This window comes from Microbacterium sp. NPDC056003, assembly GCF_042274785.1.
In the GTDB taxonomy this organism is placed as follows: Bacteria; Actinomycetota; Actinomycetes; order Actinomycetales; family Microbacteriaceae; genus Microbacterium.
On sequence record NZ_JBHJXQ010000001.1, the window covers coordinates 748,217 to 769,794 of the forward strand.

The 21,578-nt window shown below is 68.5% G+C and carries 32 protein-coding genes; 1 reads left to right on the top strand and 31 read right to left on the bottom strand.

Annotated elements, in window-relative coordinates; translation table 11 throughout:
- Positions 1 to 640: 640 nt before the first annotated feature.
- The 7 genes from rplQ to ACFC1W_RS03495 all read right to left on the bottom strand — a co-directional run bounded on the left by rplQ (position 641) and on the right by ACFC1W_RS03495 (position 6,217).
- Positions 641 to 1,198 (bottom strand): 50S ribosomal protein L17, encoded by a 558-nt coding sequence (gene rplQ, locus ACFC1W_RS03465; protein WP_241112759.1) that lies wholly within the window; start codon positions 1,196 to 1,198, stop codon positions 641 to 643.
- Positions 1,199 to 1,240: 42 nt separating this feature from the next.
- The gene (locus ACFC1W_RS03470) at positions 1,241 to 2,230 is read right to left on the bottom strand and encodes a DNA-directed RNA polymerase subunit alpha (RefSeq protein WP_241112758.1); all 990 of its coding nucleotides are present in this window, start codon (positions 2,228 to 2,230) and stop codon (positions 1,241 to 1,243) included.
- Positions 2,231 to 2,379: 149 nt separating this feature from the next.
- Positions 2,380 to 2,778, bottom strand: a complete 399-nt coding sequence (gene rpsK / locus ACFC1W_RS03475) for a 30S ribosomal protein S11 (protein WP_056117708.1) — start codon at positions 2,776 to 2,778, stop codon at positions 2,380 to 2,382.
- A gap of 33 nt (positions 2,779 to 2,811) precedes the next feature.
- Positions 2,812 to 3,186, bottom strand: a complete 375-nt coding sequence (gene rpsM / locus ACFC1W_RS03480) for a 30S ribosomal protein S13 (protein WP_241112757.1) — start codon at positions 3,184 to 3,186, stop codon at positions 2,812 to 2,814.
- A gap of 164 nt (positions 3,187 to 3,350) precedes the next feature.
- Positions 3,351 to 3,467 carry a 50S ribosomal protein L36 gene (gene rpmJ / locus ACFC1W_RS03485; protein ID WP_005050492.1) on the bottom strand — a complete coding sequence of 39 codons (117 nt, stop codon included), beginning with the start codon at positions 3,465 to 3,467 and terminating at the stop codon, positions 3,351 to 3,353.
- 63 nt (positions 3,468 to 3,530) lie between these two features.
- Positions 3,531 to 3,752, bottom strand: a complete 222-nt coding sequence (gene infA, locus ACFC1W_RS03490; protein WP_018171468.1) for a translation initiation factor IF-1 — start codon at positions 3,750 to 3,752, stop codon at positions 3,531 to 3,533.
- Between the two features lie 185 nt (positions 3,753 to 3,937).
- Positions 3,938 to 6,217 carry a choice-of-anchor A family protein gene (locus ACFC1W_RS03495; RefSeq protein WP_375988702.1) on the bottom strand — a complete coding sequence of 760 codons (2,280 nt, stop codon included), beginning with the start codon at positions 6,215 to 6,217 and terminating at the stop codon, positions 3,938 to 3,940.
- Positions 6,218 to 6,827: 610 nt separating this feature from the next.
- Between ACFC1W_RS03495 and ACFC1W_RS03500 the strand changes: the two genes are divergently transcribed.
- Positions 6,828 to 7,853: a hypothetical protein gene (locus ACFC1W_RS03500; protein WP_375988705.1), complete on the top strand. Its 1,026-nt coding sequence runs from the start codon at positions 6,828 to 6,830 to the stop codon at positions 7,851 to 7,853.
- Positions 7,854 to 8,138: 285 nt separating this feature from the next.
- Here the strand turns inward: ACFC1W_RS03500 and ACFC1W_RS03505 are convergent, their stop codons facing one another.
- From ACFC1W_RS03505 to rpsJ, 24 genes are all read right to left on the bottom strand, one after another.
- On the bottom strand, positions 8,139 to 8,828 hold the full coding sequence (locus ACFC1W_RS03505) for a DsbA family protein (RefSeq protein ID WP_375988708.1): 690 nt from the start codon (positions 8,826 to 8,828) through the stop codon (positions 8,139 to 8,141).
- An 8-nt stretch (positions 8,829 to 8,836) separates the two neighbouring features.
- A complete protein-coding gene (map, locus tag ACFC1W_RS03510; protein WP_375988711.1) occupies positions 8,837 to 9,676 on the bottom strand; it encodes a type I methionyl aminopeptidase in 840 nt (279 codons plus the stop codon).
- Between the two features lie 4 nt (positions 9,677 to 9,680).
- Positions 9,681 to 10,274, bottom strand: coding sequence for an adenylate kinase (locus ACFC1W_RS03515; RefSeq protein ID WP_375988714.1), 594 nt, complete (start codon positions 10,272 to 10,274; stop codon positions 9,681 to 9,683).
- Positions 10,271 to 11,596 carry a preprotein translocase subunit SecY gene (secY, locus tag ACFC1W_RS03520; RefSeq protein ID WP_241112753.1) on the bottom strand — a complete coding sequence of 442 codons (1,326 nt, stop codon included), beginning with the start codon at positions 11,594 to 11,596 and terminating at the stop codon, positions 10,271 to 10,273. The genes ACFC1W_RS03515 and secY overlap by 4 nt, the downstream gene beginning before the upstream one ends.
- A gap of 101 nt (positions 11,597 to 11,697) precedes the next feature.
- Positions 11,698 to 12,390, bottom strand: coding sequence for a 50S ribosomal protein L15 (rplO, locus tag ACFC1W_RS03525; protein WP_375988717.1), 693 nt, complete (start codon positions 12,388 to 12,390; stop codon positions 11,698 to 11,700).
- The gene (rpmD, locus tag ACFC1W_RS03530) at positions 12,390 to 12,575 is read right to left on the bottom strand and encodes a 50S ribosomal protein L30 (protein ID WP_023954062.1); all 186 of its coding nucleotides are present in this window, start codon (positions 12,573 to 12,575) and stop codon (positions 12,390 to 12,392) included. Before rpmD ends, rplO begins: the two co-directional genes overlap by 1 nt.
- Positions 12,575 to 13,231, bottom strand: a complete 657-nt coding sequence (gene rpsE, locus ACFC1W_RS03535; protein WP_308220046.1) for a 30S ribosomal protein S5 — start codon at positions 13,229 to 13,231, stop codon at positions 12,575 to 12,577. The genes rpmD and rpsE overlap by 1 nt, the downstream gene beginning before the upstream one ends.
- A 29-nt stretch (positions 13,232 to 13,260) precedes the next feature.
- Positions 13,261 to 13,620, bottom strand: coding sequence for a 50S ribosomal protein L18 (gene rplR / locus ACFC1W_RS03540; protein WP_241112751.1), 360 nt, complete (start codon positions 13,618 to 13,620; stop codon positions 13,261 to 13,263).
- 2 nt (positions 13,621 to 13,622) lie between these two features.
- Positions 13,623 to 14,159 (bottom strand): 50S ribosomal protein L6, encoded by a 537-nt coding sequence (gene rplF / locus ACFC1W_RS03545; protein WP_375988720.1) that lies wholly within the window; start codon positions 14,157 to 14,159, stop codon positions 13,623 to 13,625.
- A gap of 6 nt (positions 14,160 to 14,165) precedes the next feature.
- A complete protein-coding gene (gene rpsH, locus ACFC1W_RS03550; protein WP_241112749.1) occupies positions 14,166 to 14,564 on the bottom strand; it encodes a 30S ribosomal protein S8 in 399 nt (132 codons plus the stop codon).
- Between the two features lie 100 nt (positions 14,565 to 14,664).
- Entirely contained in the window at positions 14,665 to 15,255 is a 591-nt protein-coding gene (rplE, locus tag ACFC1W_RS03555) for a 50S ribosomal protein L5 (RefSeq protein ID WP_241112748.1), read from the bottom strand.
- 2 nt (positions 15,256 to 15,257) lie between these two features.
- Positions 15,258 to 15,617, bottom strand: coding sequence for a 50S ribosomal protein L24 (gene rplX, locus ACFC1W_RS03560; protein WP_191766095.1), 360 nt, complete (start codon positions 15,615 to 15,617; stop codon positions 15,258 to 15,260).
- A 5-nt stretch (positions 15,618 to 15,622) separates the two neighbouring features.
- On the bottom strand, positions 15,623 to 15,991 hold the full coding sequence (gene rplN, locus ACFC1W_RS03565; protein WP_191766096.1) for a 50S ribosomal protein L14: 369 nt from the start codon (positions 15,989 to 15,991) through the stop codon (positions 15,623 to 15,625).
- Between the two features lie 34 nt (positions 15,992 to 16,025).
- Positions 16,026 to 16,394, bottom strand: coding sequence for a 30S ribosomal protein S17 (rpsQ, locus tag ACFC1W_RS03570; RefSeq protein ID WP_241112747.1), 369 nt, complete (start codon positions 16,392 to 16,394; stop codon positions 16,026 to 16,028).
- Positions 16,394 to 16,708 carry a 50S ribosomal protein L29 gene (gene rpmC / locus ACFC1W_RS03575; RefSeq protein WP_045275475.1) on the bottom strand — a complete coding sequence of 105 codons (315 nt, stop codon included), beginning with the start codon at positions 16,706 to 16,708 and terminating at the stop codon, positions 16,394 to 16,396. Before rpmC ends, rpsQ begins: the two co-directional genes overlap by 1 nt.
- The gene (gene rplP / locus ACFC1W_RS03580; protein ID WP_045275476.1) at positions 16,708 to 17,127 is read right to left on the bottom strand and encodes a 50S ribosomal protein L16; all 420 of its coding nucleotides are present in this window, start codon (positions 17,125 to 17,127) and stop codon (positions 16,708 to 16,710) included. The genes rpmC and rplP overlap by 1 nt, the downstream gene beginning before the upstream one ends.
- Positions 17,127 to 17,879: a 30S ribosomal protein S3 gene (rpsC, locus tag ACFC1W_RS03585; RefSeq protein ID WP_169580747.1), complete on the bottom strand. Its 753-nt coding sequence runs from the start codon at positions 17,877 to 17,879 to the stop codon at positions 17,127 to 17,129. The genes rplP and rpsC overlap by 1 nt, the downstream gene beginning before the upstream one ends.
- Entirely contained in the window at positions 17,879 to 18,277 is a 399-nt protein-coding gene (rplV, locus tag ACFC1W_RS03590; protein WP_191766097.1) for a 50S ribosomal protein L22, read from the bottom strand. The genes rpsC and rplV overlap by 1 nt, the downstream gene beginning before the upstream one ends.
- A gap of 25 nt (positions 18,278 to 18,302) precedes the next feature.
- On the bottom strand, positions 18,303 to 18,584 hold the full coding sequence (gene rpsS, locus ACFC1W_RS03595) for a 30S ribosomal protein S19 (RefSeq protein WP_019181724.1): 282 nt from the start codon (positions 18,582 to 18,584) through the stop codon (positions 18,303 to 18,305).
- 12 nt (positions 18,585 to 18,596) lie between these two features.
- Entirely contained in the window at positions 18,597 to 19,436 is an 840-nt protein-coding gene (gene rplB, locus ACFC1W_RS03600; RefSeq protein ID WP_241112746.1) for a 50S ribosomal protein L2, read from the bottom strand.
- A gap of 24 nt (positions 19,437 to 19,460) precedes the next feature.
- Positions 19,461 to 19,796, bottom strand: coding sequence for a 50S ribosomal protein L23 (rplW, locus tag ACFC1W_RS03605; RefSeq protein ID WP_375988730.1), 336 nt, complete (start codon positions 19,794 to 19,796; stop codon positions 19,461 to 19,463).
- Positions 19,793 to 20,455: a 50S ribosomal protein L4 gene (gene rplD / locus ACFC1W_RS03610; RefSeq protein WP_241112745.1), complete on the bottom strand. Its 663-nt coding sequence runs from the start codon at positions 20,453 to 20,455 to the stop codon at positions 19,793 to 19,795. Before rplD ends, rplW begins: the two co-directional genes overlap by 4 nt.
- A gap of 4 nt (positions 20,456 to 20,459) precedes the next feature.
- Positions 20,460 to 21,119, bottom strand: coding sequence for a 50S ribosomal protein L3 (gene rplC, locus ACFC1W_RS03615; RefSeq protein WP_191766100.1), 660 nt, complete (start codon positions 21,117 to 21,119; stop codon positions 20,460 to 20,462).
- Between the two features lie 8 nt (positions 21,120 to 21,127).
- Complete coding sequence (gene rpsJ, locus ACFC1W_RS03620) at positions 21,128 to 21,436, bottom strand: 30S ribosomal protein S10 (RefSeq protein WP_013584016.1); 309 nt, start codon at positions 21,434 to 21,436, stop codon at positions 21,128 to 21,130.
- Positions 21,437 to 21,578 lie beyond the last annotated feature (142 nt).

The following is a 21,578-nucleotide window of genomic DNA, read 5'->3' on the forward strand; positions in this document are numbered from 1 at the left end:
TGCGGGCACGCGCCGGGGGCCGCGGGCACGTGCCGTGAGCCAGGCGGCACGGGCAGAAGCGGAAGGCGGATGCCGCGGCGCCCACTCGCCTCGCCCTGCTGCCGCCTGTCTTCGCCGGCGAGACGACGTATTTGCGACGAGACGCCATACCTGCGACGCCGTCTCATCGCAGATGCGCCGTCTCGCACCCGGGCCCTCGGGGACGCGCCCGGGCGTGCGGAGCTCGGACAGCAGCGGAGGGCGGATGCCGCGGCATCCGCCCTGCCCGCCCTGCTGCCACCCTCGACGCCGCCGAAACGACGCATTCGCGACGAGACGCCGTGCCTGCGACGCCGTCTCATCGCAGATGCGCCGTCTCGCGCCCCGGCGCCCCGGGCGCCGCGCGTACGCACCCAGCCCCGCACGCACCCAGCCCCGCACGCACCCAGCCCCGCACGCACCCAGCCCCGCACGCACCCAGCCCCGCACGCACCCAGCCCCGCACGCACCCGCGGCCCCCGCGCACGCACCCGGGGAGGCACACACCGTGCCCACCCGCAGACGCAGCGAGACCCGCGGCCCCGAAGGGCACGCGGGTCTCGCGGTGCAAGGGTGGTCGCGCGCGGCGCGACCTGCCGGGCTGCTGCGCCCGGCGGCCCGACTACTCGGACTTCTCCTCGGCGGGAGCCTCGACGGCGTCCTCGGCCGCAGCCTCGGCGGCGGCGCCCTCCTCCGGCGACTCGGCGCCGGCCTCGGCGGCCTCGTCGGCGGCGGGGGTCTCGTCGGCCTCGGGAGCCTCGTCCGCAGCCGGAGCGGCGGGCTTGGCGGCAGCCTTCTTCGACGACTTCGCCTTCGGCGTGACGGGCTCGAGGACGAGCTCGATCACGGCCATGGGCGCGTTGTCGCCCTTGCGGTTGCCGACCTTCGTGATGCGGGTGTAGCCGCCCTCACGGTCGGCGACCAGCGGAGCGATCTCGGTGAACAGGACGTGCACGACTTCCTTGTCACCGATGACCGACAGCACGCGACGACGCGCGTGCAGGTCGCCGCGCTTGGCGAACGTGATCAGGCGCTCGGCGAGCGGACGCAGGCGCTTGGCCTTGGTCTCGGTCGTCTTGATCGACTTGTGCGTGAACAGCGCAGCGGCGAGGTTCGCAAGCAGCAGGCGCTCGTGGGCGGGACCGCCTCCGAGGCGGGGACCCTTGGTGGGCTTAGGCATTCTCAGTTACTCCAGTGTGAAAAGTCGGTCGGGTACCGGTACTCAGACGGTCTCGTCGTCGTAGCCGCCGTAGAAGTGCGCGCCGTCGAACCCGGGCACCGAGTCCTTCAGCGACAGGCCGAGCGAGACGAGCTTGTCGCGCACCTCGTCGACCGACTTCTGACCGAAGTTGCGGATGTTCATGAGCTGCGTCTCGGACAGGGCGACGAGCTCAGACACGGTGTTGATGCCCTCGCGCTTGAGGCAGTTGTACGAGCGGACCGAGAGGTCGAGGTCCTCGATCGGCATCGAGAGCTCGTTCGAGAGGACGGTCTCGACCGGCGCCGGGCCGATCTCGATGCCCTCGGCCTCGACGTTGAGCTCGCGGGCCAGGCCGAAGAGCTCCGTCAGGGTGCGACCTGCCGACGCGACGGCGTCGCGCGGGGCGATCGAGGGCTTGCTCTCGACGTCCAGCACGAGCTTGTCGAAGTCGGTGCGCTCGCCGGCACGCGTGGCGTCGACGCGGTAGCTCACCTTGAGGACCGGCGAGTAGATCGAGTCGACCGGAATCTGGCCGGCCTCCGCGTACTCGTTGCGGTTCTGGGTCGCCGACACGTAGCCGCGGCCACGCTCGATAGTGAGCTCGAGCTCGAACTTCGCGGTGTCGTTGAGCGTCGCGATGACGAGCTCGGGGTTGTGCACCTCGACACCGGCCGGAGCCGAGATGTCGGCGGCGGTGACCTCACCGGCGCCGGTCTTGCGGAGGTACGCCGTGATGGGCTCGTCGCGCTCGCTGGAGACGACCAGCTGCTTGATGTTGAGGATGATCTCGGTGACATCCTCCTTCACACCCGGGATGGTGCTGAACTCGTGGAGGACGCCGTCGATGCGGATCGACGTCACTGCTGCACCGGGGATGGACGACAGGAGGCTGCGACGCAGCGCGTTGCCGATCGTGTAGCCGAAGCCGGGCTCGAGCGGCTCGATGACGAAGCGGCTGCGGAACTCCCCGATCTTCTCCTCGGTCAGAGTGGGACGCTGTGCGATGAGCACTATGTGTTCCTTTCGATCACGTGCCCGCTATATGACACGTGCGGTGGGTGAGGTGTTGAGTTTTTCTCAGGGCAGCCGCGGATCGAGATGGCGGATGCCGGAAGCGTGCGGTAGCCGGGGGCACCGCGAGGTGCCCCGGCTCCGGAAGATCAGACGCGGCGGCGCTTGGGCGGACGGCAGCCGTTGTGGGCCTGCGGCGTCACGTCCTGGATCGAGCCCACCTCGAGGCCGGCGGCCTGCAGCGAGCGGATCGCGGTCTCGCGGCCCGAGCCCGGGCCCTTCACGAAGACGTCGACCTTCTTGACGCCGTGCTCCTGCGCCTGGCGGGCAGCCGACTCGGCAGCCATACCGGCGGCGTAGGGGGTCGACTTGCGCGAGCCCTTGAAGCCCACGCCACCCGACGAGGCCCAGCTGATGACAGCGCCCGAGGGGTCGGTGATCGAGACGATCGTGTTGTTGAACGTCGACTTGATGTGGGCCTGGCCCAGCGCGATGTTCTTCTTTTCCTTGCGACGCGGCTTGCGCGCGGCGGTCTTGGCCTGTGCCATTGCTTTGCTCTCCTAAACCCTGGGGGCCGCGCCTTAGCGCGCCTTCTTCTTGCCGGCGACGGTGCGCTTCGGGCCCTTGCGGGTGCGAGCGTTCGTCTTCGTGCGCTGACCGCGCACCGGAAGGCCGCGGCGGTGGCGCAGACCCTCGTACGAGCCGATCTCGACCTTGCGGCGGATGTCGGCGGCAACCTCACGGCGGAGGTCACCCTCGACCTTGAAGTTGGCCTCGATGTGGTCGCGGAGCGCGATGAGCTGGTCGTCGCTGAGGTCCTTGACGCGGATGTTCTCGTCGATCCCCGTCGCCTTGAGGATCTCGTTCGAGCGGGTACGGCCAACGCCGTAGATGTACGTGAGGGCGATCACGACGCGCTTGTCGCGCGGGATGTCAACGCCGGCAAGACGTGCCATGCGGTTCTCCTAAGGAGTGAGTGGAGGTGTGGAGCAGGGCCGGTGCCCGGGCCTCCGCCCGAGGTGTCCCCCGCGAACGGGTTCTGGTCCTGCCTTGTGTGTCCGCGTCCGAGACGCGGGTGTTCAGTTGTCAGGATCGGGCTGCGCCGGGGCGCAGCATCCGATCAGCCCTGGCGCTGCTTGTGACGCGGGTTGCTTTTGCAGATGACCATGACGCGACCGTGGCGACGGATGACCTTGCAGTGGTCGCAGATGGGCTTGACGGAGGGGTTGACCTTCATGATTTCCTGTTTCGCTGTCTTCGCCGGGCGCGCGTGAGCGCGGGGCGTTACTTCTCGACCGGTCTAGCGGTAGCGGTAGACGATGCGCCCGCGGGTGAGGTCATAGGGGCTGAGCTCCACGACCACACGGTCCTCGGGGATGATGCGGATGTAGTTCTGCCGCATCTTGCCGGAGATCGTCGCGAGGACCTTGTGTCCATTGCTCAACTCGACGCGGAACATCGCGTTCGGAAGAGCCTCGGACACGACGCCCTCGATCTCGATGACACCGTCTTTCTTCGCCATACGCTCGCTATCACTTTTGCAGGCCGGTCGGTCTGCGGTGGATGGGATTGGTGGTGCTTGGACACGCCGATGAAGGCGCAACGCACCAAAGATCAAGCATACGTGATATCGGATGCCTCGGCAAACCGACTGCGGCGGGGGCGGCAGCCCGGGGCCAGGGCCGGCCCGCGCCCGTTTCCGCCGCGTCAGCCGCTGCGGCGACGGGCTCGGGACACCCCGACGGCGATCACTCCTCCGGCGAGGAGCGTGCCGCCGGCGGCGATCGCCCACCACGGCACCGTGGCGCCGGTCGCGGGCAGCCCGCCGTTGCCCGGCGTCTCCCCGCCGATGTCTGGGTCCTCGTCGCCGGTCAGGGTGTTCGTGACGGTCACCAGGACGCGGGTCGCGGCATCCGTCACCGTGAAGGTCTCGGGAGAGATCCGCGGCACCCCCCACGACCCGCCGGCGGGATCGGCCGGCGAGATCTCGGAGACTGAGCAGACCGCTCCGAGCGCGATGCCGTCGACCGCGTGCGGCTGCGCGGTGGTGGCCGTCCAGGAGGCGCCGGCCACCTCGCTGCCCTCGACGGTGCAGGACCACGTGCCGCTGAACGAGTCGTCGAACGCGACGCCGTCGGGATTGCTCACGACCTTCACGATGTCGAAGCCGCCCAGCTGGGGTGCGGCCGTGAACGTGTTCGTGACGAGAACAGCGAGTGGGGTCTGCGCCGAGTCGGTGGTGATGACGACGGAGGCGGGGTCGATGACGGGGGCGGACCAGGTTCCCTCGGGCGGGTCGACGGGGGTTGCTTCGCTGACCGTGCAGGTCGTGCCGACGGGAGCCGGAATGGGTGCCGTCGCCTGGCCTGCGGAGAGGGTCCACACGCCCTCGTCGACCGCCGTCGCGCCGGCGGTGCACGCCCACGTGCCGCTGAACGAGATGTCGGGCGCACCCTCCCCCGTCACGACCTTCTCGATCGCGAAGGACCCGCGCTGCAGGGCGTTGGTCACGGTGAACGTCAGCTGGAGCGGATCGGTCGGGGCGGGCACGACGAACTCCGGCGGCGATGGATCCCACACCGGGGTCTGCCAGGCGATCTGGGTCGGAACGAGCGTGCGCCCCTCGGGATGCGGGGCGACGGCACGGGCAGCAGGACCGAGGGACTCGATGATGGCGCATGGCGCCCCCACCGGCAGGTCGTCGACCACGACGGTCTCGCCCGCGGCGACGTACCACTCCGCGACCAGCTGGCTCGACCCGGCCTCGCACACCACCACGCCGTGGAAGACGAAGTCCGGCGGCACGAGGCCGGCGTCCTCGGGGGCGAGGGCCTTCGCGATCGATACGCTGCCGACCGCGGTGGGCTCGACGGGGGTCGGGATGCACTCGAACGGCGCGGCGATCCACGGGTAGTTGTGGTGCTCGTTGCCGACGCCGTCCATGACGATCGTGCCGTTCGTCAGCAGGCGCCCGTTGGTCTGTGCGGTGACGCGGATGGTCGGCTCGCCGGGAGTCGGGTTCGCACCGGGGACGAGGATCGTGCCCATGACGTTGGAGGTGCCCGCGAGGTGCACGGAAGTGGCGTCCACGAAGTTGAACAGGGTGCGGGAGGCGACGACGCCGAAGCGCGGGGACGTCGACACGTCGACACGCCCCGTCTCGTCGGCGATGTAGTTCGGTGCCCACGTGACCGCAGGCCCGCCCGTGACGTTGATGATGACGGGCACGTCGTCGGCGAGACCCAGGAAGGTGATCGCCGGGTTCGCGGCCAGCACGGCGGCGTCGACGGTGAAGACCTGTGGATCGGCGCCGGGAGCGCCGGTGAAGGTCAAAGTCGCTCCCGGTGTCACGGTGCCGGTGGGCGCGAGCGCCGCGAAGCCGGCCGATTCGGAGGTGAGCGTCGCCCCCCAGCTGGCCCAGGGCGCGGTCGCGGCGGCGTCGAGACCCTGCTCGAGGGTGCCGTTGTTCAGGCGGTAGCGCGAGCCGTCGACCTCGTAGTCCGGGGTCGTGATGCCTCCGACGTCGACGTTTCCGCCCAGGAGCGCCCCGCCCGCGTCGCGCGCGTTGGCGCCGACGTCGAGCACGGTGCCCGCGCCGACCGAGAGGTCGCCGCCGACGGCGAGCATGATCTCGCCGGGGCTCGGGACGACCCAGGATCCGACCCCCACCCAGCCGACGTTGAACGTGCCGCCGCCGGTCTTGGTGAAGTCGGCGTCGCCCTGCACGACCACGAGTCCTTCGGCTTCGGCCGCGGCGTTCTCGGCCCGGAAGTCGCCCCCGGCATAGATCGCGACGTTGTTGTCGGTCCACACGGGGTTGTTGTTGCCGGGGCCGGGGATGGTCCCGTCGGGGCACTCGCCGAGCACGGCGGCCGCGGGGTCGGCGGTGCGGAGGGCCGAGACGACGGTGAGCCCTGCTCCCGCGACGAGCCCGAACGCGGCCGTGAGCGCCACCCAGCGGCGTGTACTGCGGCGTGGACGGCTCATCAGGCTCCTTCGCACCCTCGACTCGCCACAGGCTAGCGCGGCGATAGAAGGTGCGCCACGCCTGTGGTTCGTCCGCGCGGCGCTGCGGGGAGGCGCTGCGGGGAAGGTCTGCGGGGAAGGTCTGCGGGGAAGGTGCTGCGGGGAAGGTGCTGCGGCAGGGCGCTGCGGGGAGGGCGCTGGGGCTGGCGCTGCGGCAGGGCGCTGCGGCGAGACAGCGCAGATGCGACGAGACGACGTGCGCCGGACGACGTCTCGTCGCAGACACGTCGTCTCGCCGGCGGCGTCGCGGCGCGAGGCAGATGGCGGGGGGAGGGCGGCGAGGGAGCTGCGGCGGAGGAGGTGCGGTGAATGGCGCTGCGGGGAGGGCGTCGGGGGCTGGCGCTGCGGCGAGACAGCGCAGATGCGACGAGACGACGTGCGCCGGACGACGTCTCGTCGCAGACGCGTCGTCTCGCCAGCGGCGTCGCGGCGCGAGGCAGGCGGCGGGGGCGGGCAGTGCGGGGCAGGGCGGGACTGGCGGGGCTCCTCCACACACCGGGGGCGCGGCACGGTGTGCACATCCTTCGGGAGCGGCGGGCGAGCGGATGCCTCGGCCACCCAGCATCGGAGGGTGCCCGGCATCCGTCTCCTCTCCTCGGCAGTGCATCCGTCGCCCGTCGAACTCGTGCGTGCCCGCGACGCTGTGTCCGGATCCCACGCGCTGCGCAACACCGCGCTCTTCCACCGTGTCCGACCGGGCGTCTATGCGCCGCGGGCCGAGTGGGAGCGGCTCCCGCCGTGGGGAAGGTACCTGGCACGCGTGCACGCCTACGCCCTGGTGAACCCGGATGCCGTCTTCGCGCTCGAGTCGGCGGCCGCGCTGCACGGGCTGCCGCTGTTCGGCGAGGCCCGCCACATCCATCTGCACGCGCCGGGCGCAGCCCGGTCGCGGCGGTTCGGTGACGTCTTCGTGCACGCGAGCGTCGACGACCGCGAGATCGTCGAGCGCAGCGGCTACCGCCTGACCTCGCGCAGCCATACCGCTGTCGACCTCATGCGGGTGCTCCCTGCGCCGTTCGGTCTCGCCGTCGGTGACACGGCGATCTCGCCCGTGCAGGGTGGCGACGTCGAGGCGTCGGAGTTGCGGGAGCTCGCGCTCAGCCGCGCCGACTCGCGCAGCTCCCGGGTGCTGCGCCTGACGACGGCGGCGCTCGATGCGCGGTCGGAGTCGGTCGGTGAGAGCGTGAGCCGCGGTGTGGTGATCTGGTCGGGATTCGAGCCGCCCGAGCTCCAGGTCGAGTTCCGCTCGCCGGGGTTCGTCGACCGCGTCGATCTCTTCTGGGTGCGCGCGGACGCGATCGCGGAGTCCGACGGGTACGACAAGTACGTCGCGCAGACGCCGGACCAGTCCGCGAAGCGCGTGATCGCGGAGAAGAAGCGCGAGGACCGCCTACGGCGGCAGTGCACCGCGTTCGGCCGGTGGGACATGGCGGCGGCGGTGGCCGTGGCGCCGGTCCTGACCGAGCTCGTGCGGCTGGGCGTTCGCCGCGTCGCAGCTCCGCGCACCGGGCTCCTCACGCCGATGCGCTCGAACCCGCGGTCCCTCCCCCAGGTCGCGAGACATCGCGAACGCGACGAGGCGGCGTCCGGCGGCTGACGTCTCGTCGCGAATACGTCGTCTCACCGGCGAACAACGCCCGGCCGGGCGGTCGGGCGCCAGCACGCCGATGCGCTCGAACCCGCGGTCCCTCCCCCAGGTCGCGAGACATCGCGAACGCGACGAGACGGCGTCCGGCGGCTGACGTCTCGTCGCGAATACGTCGTCTCGCCCGCGAGGTCTCACCGGCGAACGTCTCGCCCGGGACGCGGGGCGCCGGGGCGCCGGGGCGCCGGGACGCCGGGCGCCGCGCCGAGCGTCCGGGCAGCCGGCAGAGCGCGGCGCCTACTCGAAGAGCGTGGCGAGCTGGCCCGGCTCGGGGAGCGTCGAGTTGGCGATGACCTCGCCGTTCACCGCGATCGTCGGCGTGCCGATGCCGCCGGCTCCCGGCTGCACCGGGGTGTCCTGCGTGATCGCGGTCACGTAGTCGGCGTAGGTGCCATCGTTCACGCACGCGTCGATGCCCGTCACGCCGACCGACGCGGCGATCTGGAGGATCTCGTCGTCGGTGAGACCCGACGTGCCCTCCTGGGGCTGGCCGGCGAACATCGCGTTCATGAAGGGGACGGATGCGTCGGCATCCGCCACCGCCACGCAGTACATCGCGTTCGCCGCCCGGGTCGAGAACTCGGTGCCGCGCGACTGGCCGTCGAGGATCGAGATCGGGTGGATGCCGTGGGTGATCGCACCGTCGTCGACGAGCCCCTGGATCTCGGCGCCGAAGACCTGCTCGAACTGGTTGCAGATCGGGCACATGAAATCGATGTAGGTGTCGAGGCGGTCCTCGCCCTCGCCCACCAGGATCGCGCCGGTCTCGCTGTCGATGTTCGACGCGGTCGGTGTCTGCCCCGGTTCGGGGTTCGAGCCCTGGTTGTTCAGGCTCACGACCAGCACGGCGACGAGCACGAGAGCGATGACCACTCCGACGCTCACCCAGATGGCGAACCAGTTGACCCTGCGCGAACCCTCGGCCATGACCTCTCCTACGCGATCTCCACCGGCGTGATGCCGAACGGGGCGAGCCCCGCGGCGCCGCCGTCGGGTGCCGTCAGCACCCAGATGCCTCCATCGTGCACGGCGACGCTATGTTCCCAATGGGAGCCCGCGGTGCCGTCCGTCGTCGACACCGTCCAGCCGTCATCCTCGACGAAGGTCGCCTGATCGCCGATGACGACCATGGGCTCGATCGCCAGGACGAGACCGGGGCGCACCTCGGGTCCGGGGTCCGACACGCGGTAGTTGAACACCGACGGAGCCTCGTGCATCTTTCGCCCGATGCCGTGGCCCACGTACTCGCGCAGGATGCCGTATCCGCCGTCAGGCGCGTTCGCCTCGATGTGACCCTGGATCGCGCCGCCCACCTCGCCGATGTGCGAAGCCGTCGCGAGCGAGGCGATGCCCGCCCACAGCGAGCCCTCGGTCACCTCCGACAGCAGCCGCCGTTCGGCGACCACGTCGGGACGGGATGCGTCGTCGAGCACGACGGTGAACGCCGAGTCGCCGTTCCAGCCCCTGAACTCTGCGCCGGCGTCGATCGAGACGATGTCGCCGGGCTCGAGGGCGCGGTTACCCGGGATCCCGTGCACGACCTGCTCGTTGACCGACGCGCAGATCGTATGGCGGTATCCGCGGACCATCTGGAAGTTCGACTTGGCGCCGCGAGCGGTGATGAGAGCGGATGCCGCGGCATCCAGCTCCCCCGTCGTCACGCCGGGCGCGATCAGCGCGCGGACCGCGTCCAGCGCGGCTGCGGTGATGAGGCCGGGCTCCACCATCGCGCGCAGCTGGGCGGGCGTCTTGTAGATCGAGCGGCGGAAGGACACGGACTCAGGCCGCAGCGGAGCGGTTGAGGCCGCGGGCCTCGAGCGCCGAGATGATGCGCGCGGTGATGTCGTCGAGCGAGCCGACGCCGTCGATCTGCACGACGATCCCGCGCGCGCCGTAGACGCCGAGGATCGGCGCCGTCTCGCGCTCGTAGATCGCCAGACGGTTCGCGATGACCTCTTCGGTGTCGTCGGTGCGTCCCTGCTCCTGCGCCCGCAGCGACAGCCGCGCGATGCTCTCGTCACGCGGAACGCTGAGCTCGATCACGGCGTCGAGCTCGTCGCCGCGGCCCTCGAGGAACTCGTCGAGGTGCATGACCTGCGTCACGTTGCGCGGGTAGCCGTCGAGCAGGAACCCGCCCTCGGCATCGTCCTGCGAGAGGCGCTCGCGCACGACCGCGCTCGTCAGCTCGTCTGACACCAGGTCGCCCGCCTCGATGATCGCCTTGACCTGGGATCCGAGCTCGGTTCCTTCGGCCACGGCCGCACGGAACACGTCGCCCGTCGAGATCGCCGGGACGCCGAACGCCTCGGCGATCCGCACGCCCTGCGTTCCCTTGCCCGAGCCCTGGGGCCCCACGATGAGCAGGCGCGTCATCGGAGGAGCCCTTCGTAGTGGCGCTGCTGCAGCTGAGCGTCGATCTGCTTCACGGTCTCGAGGCCGACGCCGACGATGATGAGGATCGAGGCGCCTCCGAACGGGAAGTTCTGGTTGGCACCGACCGTCGCGAGGGCGATGAGCGGAAGGAGGGCGATGAAGCCGAGGTACAGCGAGCCGGGCAGCGTGATGCGCGTGAGCACGTAGTCGAGGTACTCGGCGGTGGGACGACCGGCACGGATGCCGGGGATGAACCCGCCGTACTTCTTCATGTTGTCGGCTACCTCGACCGGGTTGAACGTGATCGCGACGTAGAAGTAGGTGAACCCGACGATGAGCAGGAAGTACACCAGCATGTAGATCGGGTGATCGCCGTTGGTGAAGTACTGCTGGATCCACGAGACCCAGCCCGGGATCTCGTTGTCGGCGTTCGGCTGCATGTTGAACTGCGCGATGAGCGCCGGGATGTACAGCAGCGACGAGGCGAAGATGACGGGCACGACGCCGGCCATGTTGACCTTGATCGGGATGTACGTGTTCGTGCCGCCGTATGTGCGACGCCCGACCATGCGCTTGGCGTACTGCACCGGGATGCGTCGCTGCGATTGCTCGACGAAGACCACGAGGGCGACGACGACGATGCCGACGGCCAGCACGAGGAGGAAGACCTCGAAGCCGCGCGACTGCCAGATGGCCCACATCGACGCCGGGAAGGCTGCGGCGATCGACGTGAAGATCAGCAGCGACATGCCGTTGCCGATGCCGCGCTCGGTGACGAGCTCGGCGAACCACATGATGAGGCCGGTGCCGGCGGTCATCGTGATGATCATGAGGAGCTGCGCCCACCACGCGTCGTTGGTGAGGAGCTGCTCGCACTCGGGGATGCCCGTGGTGCCGAAGAGCTGGCCGCTGCGGGCCACCGTCACGAGGGTCGTCGACTGCAGCAGTGCAAGTGCGATCGTGAGGTAGCGCGTGTACTGGGTGAGCTTCGCCTGGCCCGACTGGCCCTCCTTGTAGAGGGTCTCGAAGTGCGGGATGACGACGCGCAGCAACTGGACGATGATCGTCGCGGTGATGTACGGCATGACGCCGAGCGCGAAGATCGAAAGCTGCAGCAGGGCGCCGCCCGAGAACAGGTTGACGAGCGAGAGCAGCCCCTGCGTGCCGGCCGAGGCGGACAGGCAGGACTGCACGTTCGGGAAGTCGACGAACGGCGCCGGAATGTGGGCACCGAAGCGGTACAGGGCGATGATCGCCAGGGTGAATGCGATCTTCCGCCGAAGGTCGGGTGTGCGGAAGACCCGCGCGATGGCGCTGAACAAGTGGATGCCTCCAGAGGGGATGCCGGCACGCACGACGACGCGCCGACGTCCAGGGTAACCCAGTGGGGGTCGGAGCAATGCTCCGACCCCCACTGCGTGTACTACTTGACGGTGCCGCCCGCGGCGACGATCTTCTGCTCGGCGGAACCCGAGACCTTGTCGACCGACACGTTGAGCTTCACCGAGATGTCGCCGGTGCCGAGCACCTTGACCTTCTCGTTCTTGCGAACCGCGCCCTTGGCGACCAGGTCGCCGACGGTGACGTCGCCACCGGACGGGTACAGCTCGGCGAGCTTCTCCAGGTTCACGACCTGGTACTCGACACGGAACGGGTTCTTGAACCCGCGCAGCTTCGGGGTGCGCATGTGCAGCGGCATCTGGCCGCCCTCGAAGCCGACCTTGACCTGGTAGCGGGCCTTCGTGCCCTTGGTGCCACGACCAGCGGTCTTGCCCTTCGAGCCCTCACCACGACCCACGCGGGTCTTGGCGGTGCGGGCGCCCGGGACGGGACGCAGGTGGTGCACCTTCAGCACGCCGGGGCGCGACGCGGGAGCGTCGGCCTTCGGAGCAGCCTTCTTGGCGGCAGGCGCCTTCTCGGCCTTCTCCGCAGCGTCGGCCTTGTCGGCCTTGGCAGCAGCGGTCTTGGCGGGCGCCTTCTTCTCGGCAGCCGGCTTGTCGGCGGCCTTGGCGGTCGCCTTCTTCGCCGGAGCCTTCGCGGCAGCAGCCTTCGAAGCGGCGGGCTTCTTCGAAGCCTTCTCCTCGACGGCGTCGTTCTTCTCGGCCTTCTCAGCCATTAGTCGATCTCCTCAACCTTCACGAGGTGAGCGACGGTCTTGACGTAGCCGCGCGTCTGCGCGTCGTCGGGACGGACGACCGAGTCGCCGATCCGCTTGAGACCGAGCGAACGCAGCGTGTCACGCTGGTTCTGCTTCTCACTCACCTTGGACTTGACCTGGGTCACCTTCAGGCGCGCGGCCATCAGACACCTGCCTTCGCAGCAGCCGCGGCCTCGGCCTCGGCACGGACGAGACGGGCGGGGGCCACCTGGTCGAACTCGAGGCCACGACGCGCGGCGACCGCACGGGGCTCCTCGAGCTGCTTCAGGGCCTCCACCGTCGCGTGGACGATGTTGATCGTGTTCGACGAGCCGAGCGACTTCGAGAGGACATCGTGGATGCCCGCGCACTCGAGGACGGCACGGACCGGACCACCGGCGATGACACCGGTACCGGCACCGGCGGGGCGCAGGAGCACCACACCGGCAGCGGCCTCACCCTGCACGGGGTGCGGGATGGTCGAGCCGGCGCGCGGAACGCGGAAGAAGTTGCGCTTGGCCTCTTCGACACCCTTCGAGATGGCCAGGGGCACCTCGCGGGCCTTGCCGTAGCCGACGCCCACGACGCCGTTGCCGTCACCGACGACCACGAGCGCGGTGAAGCTGAAGCGACGACCGCCCTTGACGACCTTCGACACGCGGTTGATCGTGACGACGCGCTCCAGGAACTGGCTCTTGTCGGCATCGCGCGAACCGCGGTCACGCTGGTTGGCGTTGCGCTCGCGACCGCCGCGGCGGGGCTCGCGCTCACGCTCGGCGGGCGCCTCGGTGGTCGTGGCGGCAGCAGCCTGCTCGGTCACTTCGTTCTCCGGGTTGTTGGTTGTTTCGCTCACAGGTTCAGACCTCCTTCGCGAGCGCCGTCGGCGATCGCCGCGACACGGCCCGCGTAGCGGTTGCCACCGCGGTCGAACACGACGTCCGAGACGCCGGCGGCCTTCGCACGCTCGGCGACGAGCTCGCCGACCTTGCGGGCCTTGGCGGTCTTGTCACCGTCGAACGTGCGCAGATCGGTCTCGAGGGTCGAGGCCGAGGCCACGGTGTGGCCCTTGCTGTCGTCCACGACCTGCACGAAGACGTGGCGGGCCGAACGCGTGACGACAAGGCGGGGACGCAGCTCGGTGCCGACGACCTTCTTGCGAAGGCGGGCGTGACGACGCGAACGTGCGTCGGTCTTCGACTTCACAGCCATGGTTACTTACCAGCCTTTCCGGCCTTGCGCCGCACGACCTCGCCGGCGTAGCGCACACCCTTGCCCTTGTACGGCTCGGGCTTGCGGATCTTGCGGATGTTGGCAGCCGCCTCGCCGACGGCCTGCTTGTCGATGCCGCTCACGGTGAGCTTGTTGTTGCCCTCGACCGTGAAGGTGATACCCGCGGGCGGGTCGACCAGGACGGGGTGCGAGAAGCCGAGGGCGAACTCGACCGAGCTGCCCTTCTGCGCCACGCGGTAACCCGTGCCGACGACCTCGAGGCCCTTGGTGTAGCCCTGGGTGACACCGATGATGTTGTTGTTGATGAGCGTGCGGGTCAGGCCGTGCAGCGAGCGCGACTCGCGCTCGTCGTCGGGACGGGTCACGACGACCTGGCCCTCTTCGACCTTGACCTCGATGGGGCGTGCCACGGAGAGCGTGAGCTCGCCCTTGGGGCCCTTGACCGCGACATCCTGGCCGTCGACCGTGATGGTCACACCGGCGGGGATGTCGATCGGGAGACGTCCGATACGCGACATGTCAGATCACCACACGTAGGCGAGGACTTCCCCACCCACGCCCTTCTGCTGAGCCTGGCGGTCCGTGAGGAGGCCAGAGGAAGTGGAGAGGATGGCGACGCCGAGGCCACCGAGGACCGTGGGGATCTCGGTCGAGCGCGCGTAGACGCGCAGACCGGGCTTGGAGACGCGCTTGATGCCGGCGATCGACCGCTCGCGGTTCGGGCCGTACTTGAGCGTCAGCGTGAGGGTCTGGCCGACGCGTGCATCGGAGACCTCCCAGCCCGCGATGTAGCCCTCCTGCTTGAGGATGTCGGCGATGTGGGTCTTGAGCTTGGAGCTCGGCAGCGACACGGTGTCGTGGTGCGCCGAGTTCGCGTTGCGCAGACGGGTCAGCATGTCTGCGACCGGGTCTGTCATTGTCATTTCTTGTTTCCTTCGTTCAAGAGGTTTCGACTGCCGTTACACGACAGCCGACCTTCTATGAGTTCCCCGGGAGCCGGTGGGCTCCCGGGGAGTCGGCCGTTCAGGCCTGAGCGTCCTCGCCGCGGAACGGGAAGCCGAGGTGACGCAAGAGCGCACGGCCCTCGGCATCCGTCTTCGCCGACGTCACGACCGTGATGTCGAACCCGCGAACGCGATCGATCTTGTCCTGGTCGATCTCGTGGAACACGGACTGCTCCTGGAGACCGAAGGTGTAGTTGCCGTGACCGTCGAACTGCTTGGCCGACAGACCACGGAAGTCGCGGATGCGGGGCAGCGCGAGGTTCACGAGACGGTCCACGAACTCCCACGCACGGTCGCCGCGGAGGGTGACGTGCGCGCCGATGGCCTGGCCCTCGCGCAGCTTGAACTGCGCGATGGACTTGCGGGCCTTGGTGACGACGGGCTTCTGACCGGTGATCTTGGTGAGGTCCTCGACCGCACCATCGATCACCTTGCTGTCGCGAGCTGCCTCGCCGACACCGGTGTTCACGACGACCTTGACCAGACCAGGGATCTGCATGACGTTGGCGTAGCCGAACTCGTCCTGCAGCTGCTTCTTGATCTCGGTGTTGTACTTCTGCTTCAGGCGGGGCTGGATCTTGCCAGCCTCCGCGGCAGTGGCGGTGCTCATGTTCAGAGGTCCTTGCCTGACTTCTTGGCGTAGCGCACGCGGACGGTGCGCTTCACGCCGTCCTTCGTCTGCTCCTCGACACGGTGGCCGACGCGGGTCGGCTTCTTGGTCGAGGGGTCGACGAGGGCGACGTTGGAGATGTGGATGGGAGCCTCGAACGTCTCGAGACCGCCCGTCTTGGTGCCGCGCTGGGTCTGGCCGACGCGGGTGTGCTTGGTGACGTAGTTCACGCCCTCGACGATGACGCGGTTCTGCTCGACGAGGACCTCGAGGACCTTGCCCTGCTTGCCGCGGTCTCCGCCGTTGGCCTGCTTCTTGCCAGTGAGGACCTGAACCAGGTCGCCCTTCTTGATCTTGGCCATGAGGGTCAGATCACCTCCGGTGCGAGCGAGACGATCTTCATGAACTTCTTGTCGCGAAGCTCACGGCCGACCGGTCCGAAGATGCGGGTGCCGCGGGGCTCCCCGTCGTTCTTCAGGATCACGGCGGCGTTCTCGTCGAACTTGATGTACGAGCCGTCGGGACGACGGGTCTCCTTCTTGGTGCGGACGATGACGGCCTTGACCACGTCGCCCTTCTTGACGTTGCCGCCGGGGATCGCATCCTTGACCGTGGCCACGATGGTGTCGCCCAGACCGGCGTACCGGCGGTGCGAGCCACCGAGCACGCGGATCGTGAGCAGCTCCTTGGCGCCGGTGTTGTCGGCGACCTTGAGGCGGGATTCCTGCTGAATCACTTCTTACTCCTTGGGTACCAGGCAAGCCCGAGGCTTACTTGGCCTTCTCGAGGATCTCGACCAGGCGCCAGCGCTTGGTGGCGCTGAGCGGACGGGTCTCGTTGATGAGGACGAGGTCGCCGATGCCGGCGGTGTTGCCCTCGTCGTGAGCCTTGACCTTGGAGGTCCGACGGATGACCTTGCCGTAGAGGGGGTGCTTCACGCGGTCCTCGACCTCGACGACGATCGTCTTGTCCATCTTGTCGCTCACGACGTAGCCACGACGCGACTTGCGGTAGCCACGGGCGTCGGCGTCGCGCACATCGTGCTCGGCGGACTCGTGGCCGGCGACCTGCTCGACGACCTCGGCCTTGGCAGCCGTGGCCTTCTTCGCGGGGGCCTTCTTCTCGGTGGTCTCAGCCATTACTCGGCCTCTTCCTTCACGGCCTCGTCAGCGGCATCCGCCTTCTTGGCCTTCGTCTTCTTCGCCTTCGTCGCGGTCTCCAGCGGCGCGGGCGTGGCACGGATGCCGAGCTCGCGCTCACGGATCACCGTGTAGAGCCGCGCGATGTCGCGCTTGACCGCACGGATGCGGCCGTGGCTCTCGAGCTGGCCGGTGGCCGACTGGAAGCGCAGGTTGAACAGCTCTTCCTTGGCCTTGCGCAGCTCCTCGACGAGGCGCTGGTCTTCGAACGTGTCGAGCTCGCTGGGAGCGAGCGTCTTGGTGCCGATCGCCATTACGCGTCGCCCTCCTCGCGCTTGATGATGCGTGCCTTGAGAGGCAGCTTGTGGATGGCACGGGTCAGGGCCTCACGAGCGAGTTCCTCGTTGACGCCGGCGACCTCGAAGAGGACGCGACCCGGCTTGACGTTTGCGACCCACCACTCGGGCGAACCCTTACCGGAACCCATGCGGGTCTCGGCCGGCTTCTTGGTGAGCGGACGGTCGGGGTAGATGTTGATCCACACCTTGCCGCCACGCTTGATGTGACGGGTCATCGCGATACGAGCGGACTCGATCTGACGGTTCGTCACGTACGCGGGCGTGAGGGCCTGGATGCCGAACTCGCCGAAGGAGACCTTCGTGCCGCCGGTGGCCTGGCCATCGCGCTTGGGGTGGTGCTGCTTGCGGTACTTGACCTTGCGGGGGATAAGCATTACGCCGATGCTCCTTCTGCGACGGGGGCCTCGTTGCGCGGGCCACGACGCGGGCGGTCGTCACGACGACGGTCCGACTTGGGCGCGTTGGCCTGCTCGCGAGCGAGCTCCTTGTTGGTCAGGTCGCCCTTGTAGATCCACACCTTCACGCCGATGCGGCCGAAGGTGGTCTTGGCCTCGTAGAAGCCGTAGTCGATGTTCGCGCGCAGCGTGTGCAGCGGCACACGACCCTCGCGGTAGAACTCCGAACGGCTCATTTCGGCGCCGCCGAGGCGGCCGGAGACCTGGATGCGGACACCCTTGGCGCCGGCGCGCTGAGCACCCTGCAGACCCTTGCGCATGGCGCGGCGGAAGGCCACGCGGGCGCTGAGCTGCTCGGCGATGCCCTGTGCGACGAGCTGAGCGTCGGCCTCGGGGTTCTTGACCTCGAGGATGTTCAGCTGGATCTGCTTGCCGGTGAGCTTCTCGAGGTCGGCGCGGATGCGCTCGGCCTCGGCGCCGCGGCGGCCGATCACGATGCCCGGGCGGGCGGTGTGGATGTCGACGCGGACGCGGTCACGCGTGCGCTCGATCTCGATGTTGCTGACGCCGGCGCGGTCGAGCGACGTCGTGAGCAGACGACGGATCTTGATGTCCTCGGCCACGTAGTCGGCGTAGCGCTGTCCGGGCTTCGTCGAGTCCGAGAACCAACGCGACACGTGGTCCGTGGTGATGCCGAGGCGGAAGCCGTACGGGTTGACCTTCTGGCCCATTACTTGCTCGCCTTCTTCGTCTTGGCAGCCGGGGCCGCCTCAGCGACCTCGGGCGTCGAGAGCACGACCGTGATGTGGCTCGTGCGCTTCTTGATCTGGAACGCACGACCCTGGGCACGGGGCTGGAAACGCTTGAGCGTCGTGCCCTCGTCGACGTACGCGTTGGCCACGTACAGGTCCTGCTCGTCCAGGAACTCGCCATCCTTGTCGGCCTTCACGCGAGCGTTCGCGATCGCCGAAGCGACGAGCTTGTAGATCGGCTCGCTCGCGCTCTGCGGCGCGAACTTGAGGATGGCCAGGGCCTCCTCAGCCTGCTTGCCCTTGATGAGGGCGACGACACGACGAGCCTTCTGAGGGGTCACGCGGATGTGTCGCACACGTGCGATGGACTCCACCATTTCTCTCTCCTCTTTCGTCCCCGCCTTAGCGGCGACGGCCCTTCTTGTCGTCCTTCACGTGGCCGCGGAAGGTGCGGGTGGGCGCGAATTCGCCCAGCTTGTGGCCGACCATGGTCTCGGTCACGAACACGGGGATGTGCTTGCGACCGTCGTGCACGGCGATCGTGTGGCCCAGCATGGCCGGGACGATCATCGAGCGGCGCGACCAGGTCTTGATGACGTTCTTGGAGCCGGCTTCGTTCTGTACGACGACCTTGCGGAGCAGGTGCTCGTCGACGAAGGGGCCCTTCTTGAGACTGCGTGGCATCTTCCTCTACTCCTACTTGCGCTTCTTGCCGGCGTTGCGACGGCGAACGATGTACTTGTCGCTTTCCTTGTTCGCGTGGCGGGTGCGGCCTTCGGCCTGGCCCCACGGCGAAACAGGGTGACGACCACCGGAGGTCTTGCCCTCGCCACCACCGTGGGGGTGGTCGACGGGGTTCATCGCGACACCGCGGACGGTCGGGCGGATACCCTTCCAGCGGTTGCGACCGGCCTTGCCCCAGTTGATGTTCGACTGCTCGGCGTTGCCGACCTCGCCGATGGTCGCGCGGCAGCGGGCATCCACATTGCGGATCTCACCCGAGGGGAGACGCAGCTGGGCGTACGGGCCGTCCTTCGCGACGAGACGCACCGAGACGCCGGCCGAGCGGGCCAGCTTGGCGCCGCCGCCGGGACGGAGCTCGATCGCGTGGATCACGGTACCGGTGGGGATGTTCTTCAGCGGCAGGTTGTTGCCGGGCTTGATGTCGGCCGAGGGACCCGACTCGACGATGTCGCCCTGCGACAGCTTGTTCGGCGCGATGATGTAGCGCTTCTCGCCGTCCGCGTAGTGGAGGAGCGCGATGCGCGCCGTGCGGTTGGGGTCGTACTCGATGTGAGCGACCTTGGCGTCGATGCCGTCCTTGTCATTGCGACGGAAGTCGATGACGCGGTACTGACGCTTGTGGCCACCGCCGATGTGGCGCGTGGTGATGCGACCCTGGTTGTTGCGACCACCGGTCTTGGCGAGCGGGCGGAGGAGCGACTTCTCGGGCGTCGATCGGGTGATCTCGGCGAAGTCGGCCACCGACGAGCCGCGGCGACCCGGGGTCGTGGGCTTGTACTTGCGAATAGCCATATCTCTAGTCCTCTATCCCGACCGTCAGCCGACTGCCGTGAAGATGTCGATGGTGCCCGACTTCAGGGTCACGATGGCGCGCTTGGTGTCCTTGCGCTTGCCGGTGCCGAAGCGGGTGCGGCGGGCCTTGCCGACGCGGTTGATCGTGTTGACCGCAGCCACCTTGACGCCGAAGATCTTCTCGATCGCGAGCTTGATCTCGGTCTTCGTGGCACGGGGGTCCACGAGGAACGTGTACTTGCCCTCGTCGATGAGCCCGTAGCTCTTCTCGGAGACGACCGGCTTCAGGATGATGTCGCGCGGGTCCTTGTTTACCGGGACAGATCGGCCTGTCTGGCCGTTGATGCTCGCGGCGGTCATGCCGAGACCTCCTCGGTGGCGCCGGTCTTCGACGCGACGAACGCGTCGTAGGCGGCCTTGGTGAAGACGATGTCGTCGGAGACGAGCACGTCGTATGCGTTCAGCTGGTCGGCGTACAACACGTGGACGTACGCGAGGTTGCGCACGCTCAGGATGCTGAGCTCGTCGTCACGCGTGATGACGACCAGCACGTTCTTGGTGGGGGCGAGGGCCGTGAGGACCGCGGCGGCAGCCTTGGTCGACGGGGCGCCCTCGATGCCGAACGAGTCGACGATGTGCAGGCGGTCGCCGCGAGCACGGTCGCTGAGCGCGCCCAGGAGGGCGGCCGCGATCATCTTCTTGGGCGTGCGCTGCGCGTAGTCGCGCGGCTTCGGGCCGTGGACGATGCCACCGCCGGTCATGTGCGGCGCGCGGATCGAGCCCTGACGGGCGTTACCCGTGCCCTTCTGCTTGAAGGGCTTGCGGCCGGCGCCCGAGACCTCACCGCGACGCTTGGTCGAGTGGGTGCCCTGGCGAGCCGCCGCGCGCTGCGCGACGACGACCTGGTGGATCAGAGGAATGTTCGTCTTGACGTCGAAGAGCGCGGCGGGCAGCTCGACAGAGCCGGCCTTCTTGCCGTCGGCCTTGTGGACGTCGAGCGCGAGAGTCGAGTCAGCCATGTGCTCAGGCACCCTTCACTGCGTTGCGGACGTAGACGATGCGGCCACGCGCGCCGGGGACGGCGCCCTTGACGAGCAGCAGACCCTTCTCGGCGTCGATGGCGTGCACCTTGAGGTTGAGGACGGTCACGCGCTCGCCACCCATACGGCCGGCCATGCGCATGCCCTTGAAGACGCGGCTCGGGGTCGACGATGCGCCGATCGAACCGGGCTTGCGGTGGTTGCGGTGCGCACCGTGCGAGGCGGAGACACCCTTGAAGTTGTGGCGCTTCATGACACCCGCGGTGCCCTTGCCCTTGCTGGTGCCGACGACGTCGATCAGCTGGCCGGCCTCGAAGACGCCGTCCACCGTGAGCTCCTGACCGAGTGAGTAGTCAGCAGCGTCCGCGGTGCGGATCTCGGTGAGGTGGCGGCGGGGGGTCACGCCGGCGGCCTCGAAGTGGGCCGTGAGGGGCTTGTTGACCTTGCGGGGGTCGATCTGGCCGTACGCGATCTGGACGGCCTTGTAGCCGTCCTTCTCGGGCGTGCGAACCTGGGTGACCACGTTCGGAGCGACCTCGATGACGGTGACGGGAACGAGCTTGCCGTTCTCATCCCATACCTGGGTCATGCCGAGCTTGGTGCCGAGCAGGCCCTTGGAAATCTTGTTGTTGATGTCAGCCATGTCGAACCTCAGAGCTTGATCTCGATGTTGACGTCGGCCGGCAGGTCAAGGCGCATCAGCGAGTCGACGGCCTTGGGCGTCGGATCGATGATGTCGATCAGACGCTTGTGGGTGCGCATCTCGAAGTGCTCGCGGCTGTCCTTGTACTTGTGGGGCGACCGGATGACGCACACGACGTTCTTCTCGGTCGGAAGGGGCACGGGGCCCACGACGGTCGCGCCCGCACGGGTCACGGTGTCGACGATCTTGCGCGCCGAGCTGTCGAGGCCGGCGTGGTCGTACGACTTCAGGCGAATGCGGATCTTCTGTCCCGCCATTGTCTGCTCACTCTCTTTCTCGCGTCTTACCGTTCCGGGCTCCCCGGAGGCATTGGACGCACGGTGGCGCTCGCGCGCCATGGCACTTCTGCACCGCTTGCGCAGTGCGTTGCTGCACCGCTGTTCTGATGTCAATCCGGAT

Excerpts from the sequence above, each read along its gene's own strand:
- rplQ (WP_241112759.1), bottom strand. The coding sequence starts at position 1,198 with ATGCCTAAGCCCACCAAGGGTCCCCGCCTCGGAGGCGGTCCCGCCCAC.
- rpsK (WP_056117708.1), bottom strand. The coding sequence starts at position 2,778 with ATGGCACAGGCCAAGACCGCCGCGCGCAAGCCGCGTCGCAAGGAAAAG.
- rpsM (WP_241112757.1), bottom strand. The coding sequence starts at position 3,186 with ATGGCACGTCTTGCCGGCGTTGACATCCCGCGCGACAAGCGCGTCGTG.
- rpmJ (WP_005050492.1), bottom strand. The coding sequence starts at position 3,467 with ATGAAGGTCAACCCCTCCGTCAAGCCCATCTGCGACCACTGCAAGGTC.
- infA (WP_018171468.1), bottom strand. The coding sequence starts at position 3,752 with ATGGCGAAGAAAGACGGTGTCATCGAGATCGAGGGCGTCGTGTCCGAG.
- ACFC1W_RS03495 (WP_375988702.1), bottom strand. The coding sequence starts at position 6,217 with ATGAGCCGTCCACGCCGCAGTACACGCCGCTGGGTGGCGCTCACGGCC.
- ACFC1W_RS03505 (WP_375988708.1), bottom strand. The coding sequence starts at position 8,828 with ATGGCCGAGGGTTCGCGCAGGGTCAACTGGTTCGCCATCTGGGTGAGC.
- ACFC1W_RS03515 (WP_375988714.1), bottom strand. The coding sequence starts at position 10,274 with ATGACGCGCCTGCTCATCGTGGGGCCCCAGGGCTCGGGCAAGGGAACG.
- rplO (WP_375988717.1), bottom strand. The coding sequence starts at position 12,390 with ATGGCTGAGAAGGCCGAGAAGAACGACGCCGTCGAGGAGAAGGCTTCG.
- rpmD (WP_023954062.1), bottom strand. The coding sequence starts at position 12,575 with ATGGCCGCGCGCCTGAAGGTGACCCAGGTCAAGTCCAAGGTGAGTGAG.
- rplR (WP_241112751.1), bottom strand. The coding sequence starts at position 13,620 with ATGGCTGTGAAGTCGAAGACCGACGCACGTTCGCGTCGTCACGCCCGC.
- rplF (WP_375988720.1), bottom strand. The coding sequence starts at position 14,159 with ATGTCGCGTATCGGACGTCTCCCGATCGACATCCCCGCCGGTGTGACC.
- rpsH (WP_241112749.1), bottom strand. The coding sequence starts at position 14,564 with ATGACAATGACAGACCCGGTCGCAGACATGCTGACCCGTCTGCGCAAC.
- rplE (WP_241112748.1), bottom strand. The coding sequence starts at position 15,255 with ATGAGCACCGCCACTGCCGCGGAGGCTGGCAAGATCCAGCCCCGCCTG.
- rplX (WP_191766095.1), bottom strand. The coding sequence starts at position 15,617 with ATGGCCAAGATCAAGAAGGGCGACCTGGTTCAGGTCCTCACTGGCAAG.
- rpsQ (WP_241112747.1), bottom strand. The coding sequence starts at position 16,394 with ATGGCTGAGACCACCGAGAAGAAGGCCCCCGCGAAGAAGGCCACGGCT.
- rpmC (WP_045275475.1), bottom strand. The coding sequence starts at position 16,708 with ATGGCGATCGGCACCAAGACGCTCGCTCCCAGCGAGCTCGACACGTTC.
- rplP (WP_045275476.1), bottom strand. The coding sequence starts at position 17,127 with ATGCTTATCCCCCGCAAGGTCAAGTACCGCAAGCAGCACCACCCCAAG.
- rpsC (WP_169580747.1), bottom strand. The coding sequence starts at position 17,879 with ATGGGCCAGAAGGTCAACCCGTACGGCTTCCGCCTCGGCATCACCACG.
- rplV (WP_191766097.1), bottom strand. The coding sequence starts at position 18,277 with ATGGTGGAGTCCATCGCACGTGTGCGACACATCCGCGTGACCCCTCAG.
- rpsS (WP_019181724.1), bottom strand. The coding sequence starts at position 18,584 with ATGCCACGCAGTCTCAAGAAGGGCCCCTTCGTCGACGAGCACCTGCTC.
- rplB (WP_241112746.1), bottom strand. The coding sequence starts at position 19,436 with ATGGCTATTCGCAAGTACAAGCCCACGACCCCGGGTCGCCGCGGCTCG.
- rplW (WP_375988730.1), bottom strand. The coding sequence starts at position 19,796 with ATGACCGCCGCGAGCATCAACGGCCAGACAGGCCGATCTGTCCCGGTA.
- rplD (WP_241112745.1), bottom strand. The coding sequence starts at position 20,455 with ATGGCTGACTCGACTCTCGCGCTCGACGTCCACAAGGCCGACGGCAAG.
- rplC (WP_191766100.1), bottom strand. The coding sequence starts at position 21,119 with ATGGCTGACATCAACAACAAGATTTCCAAGGGCCTGCTCGGCACCAAG.
- rpsJ (WP_013584016.1), bottom strand. The coding sequence starts at position 21,436 with ATGGCGGGACAGAAGATCCGCATTCGCCTGAAGTCGTACGACCACGCC.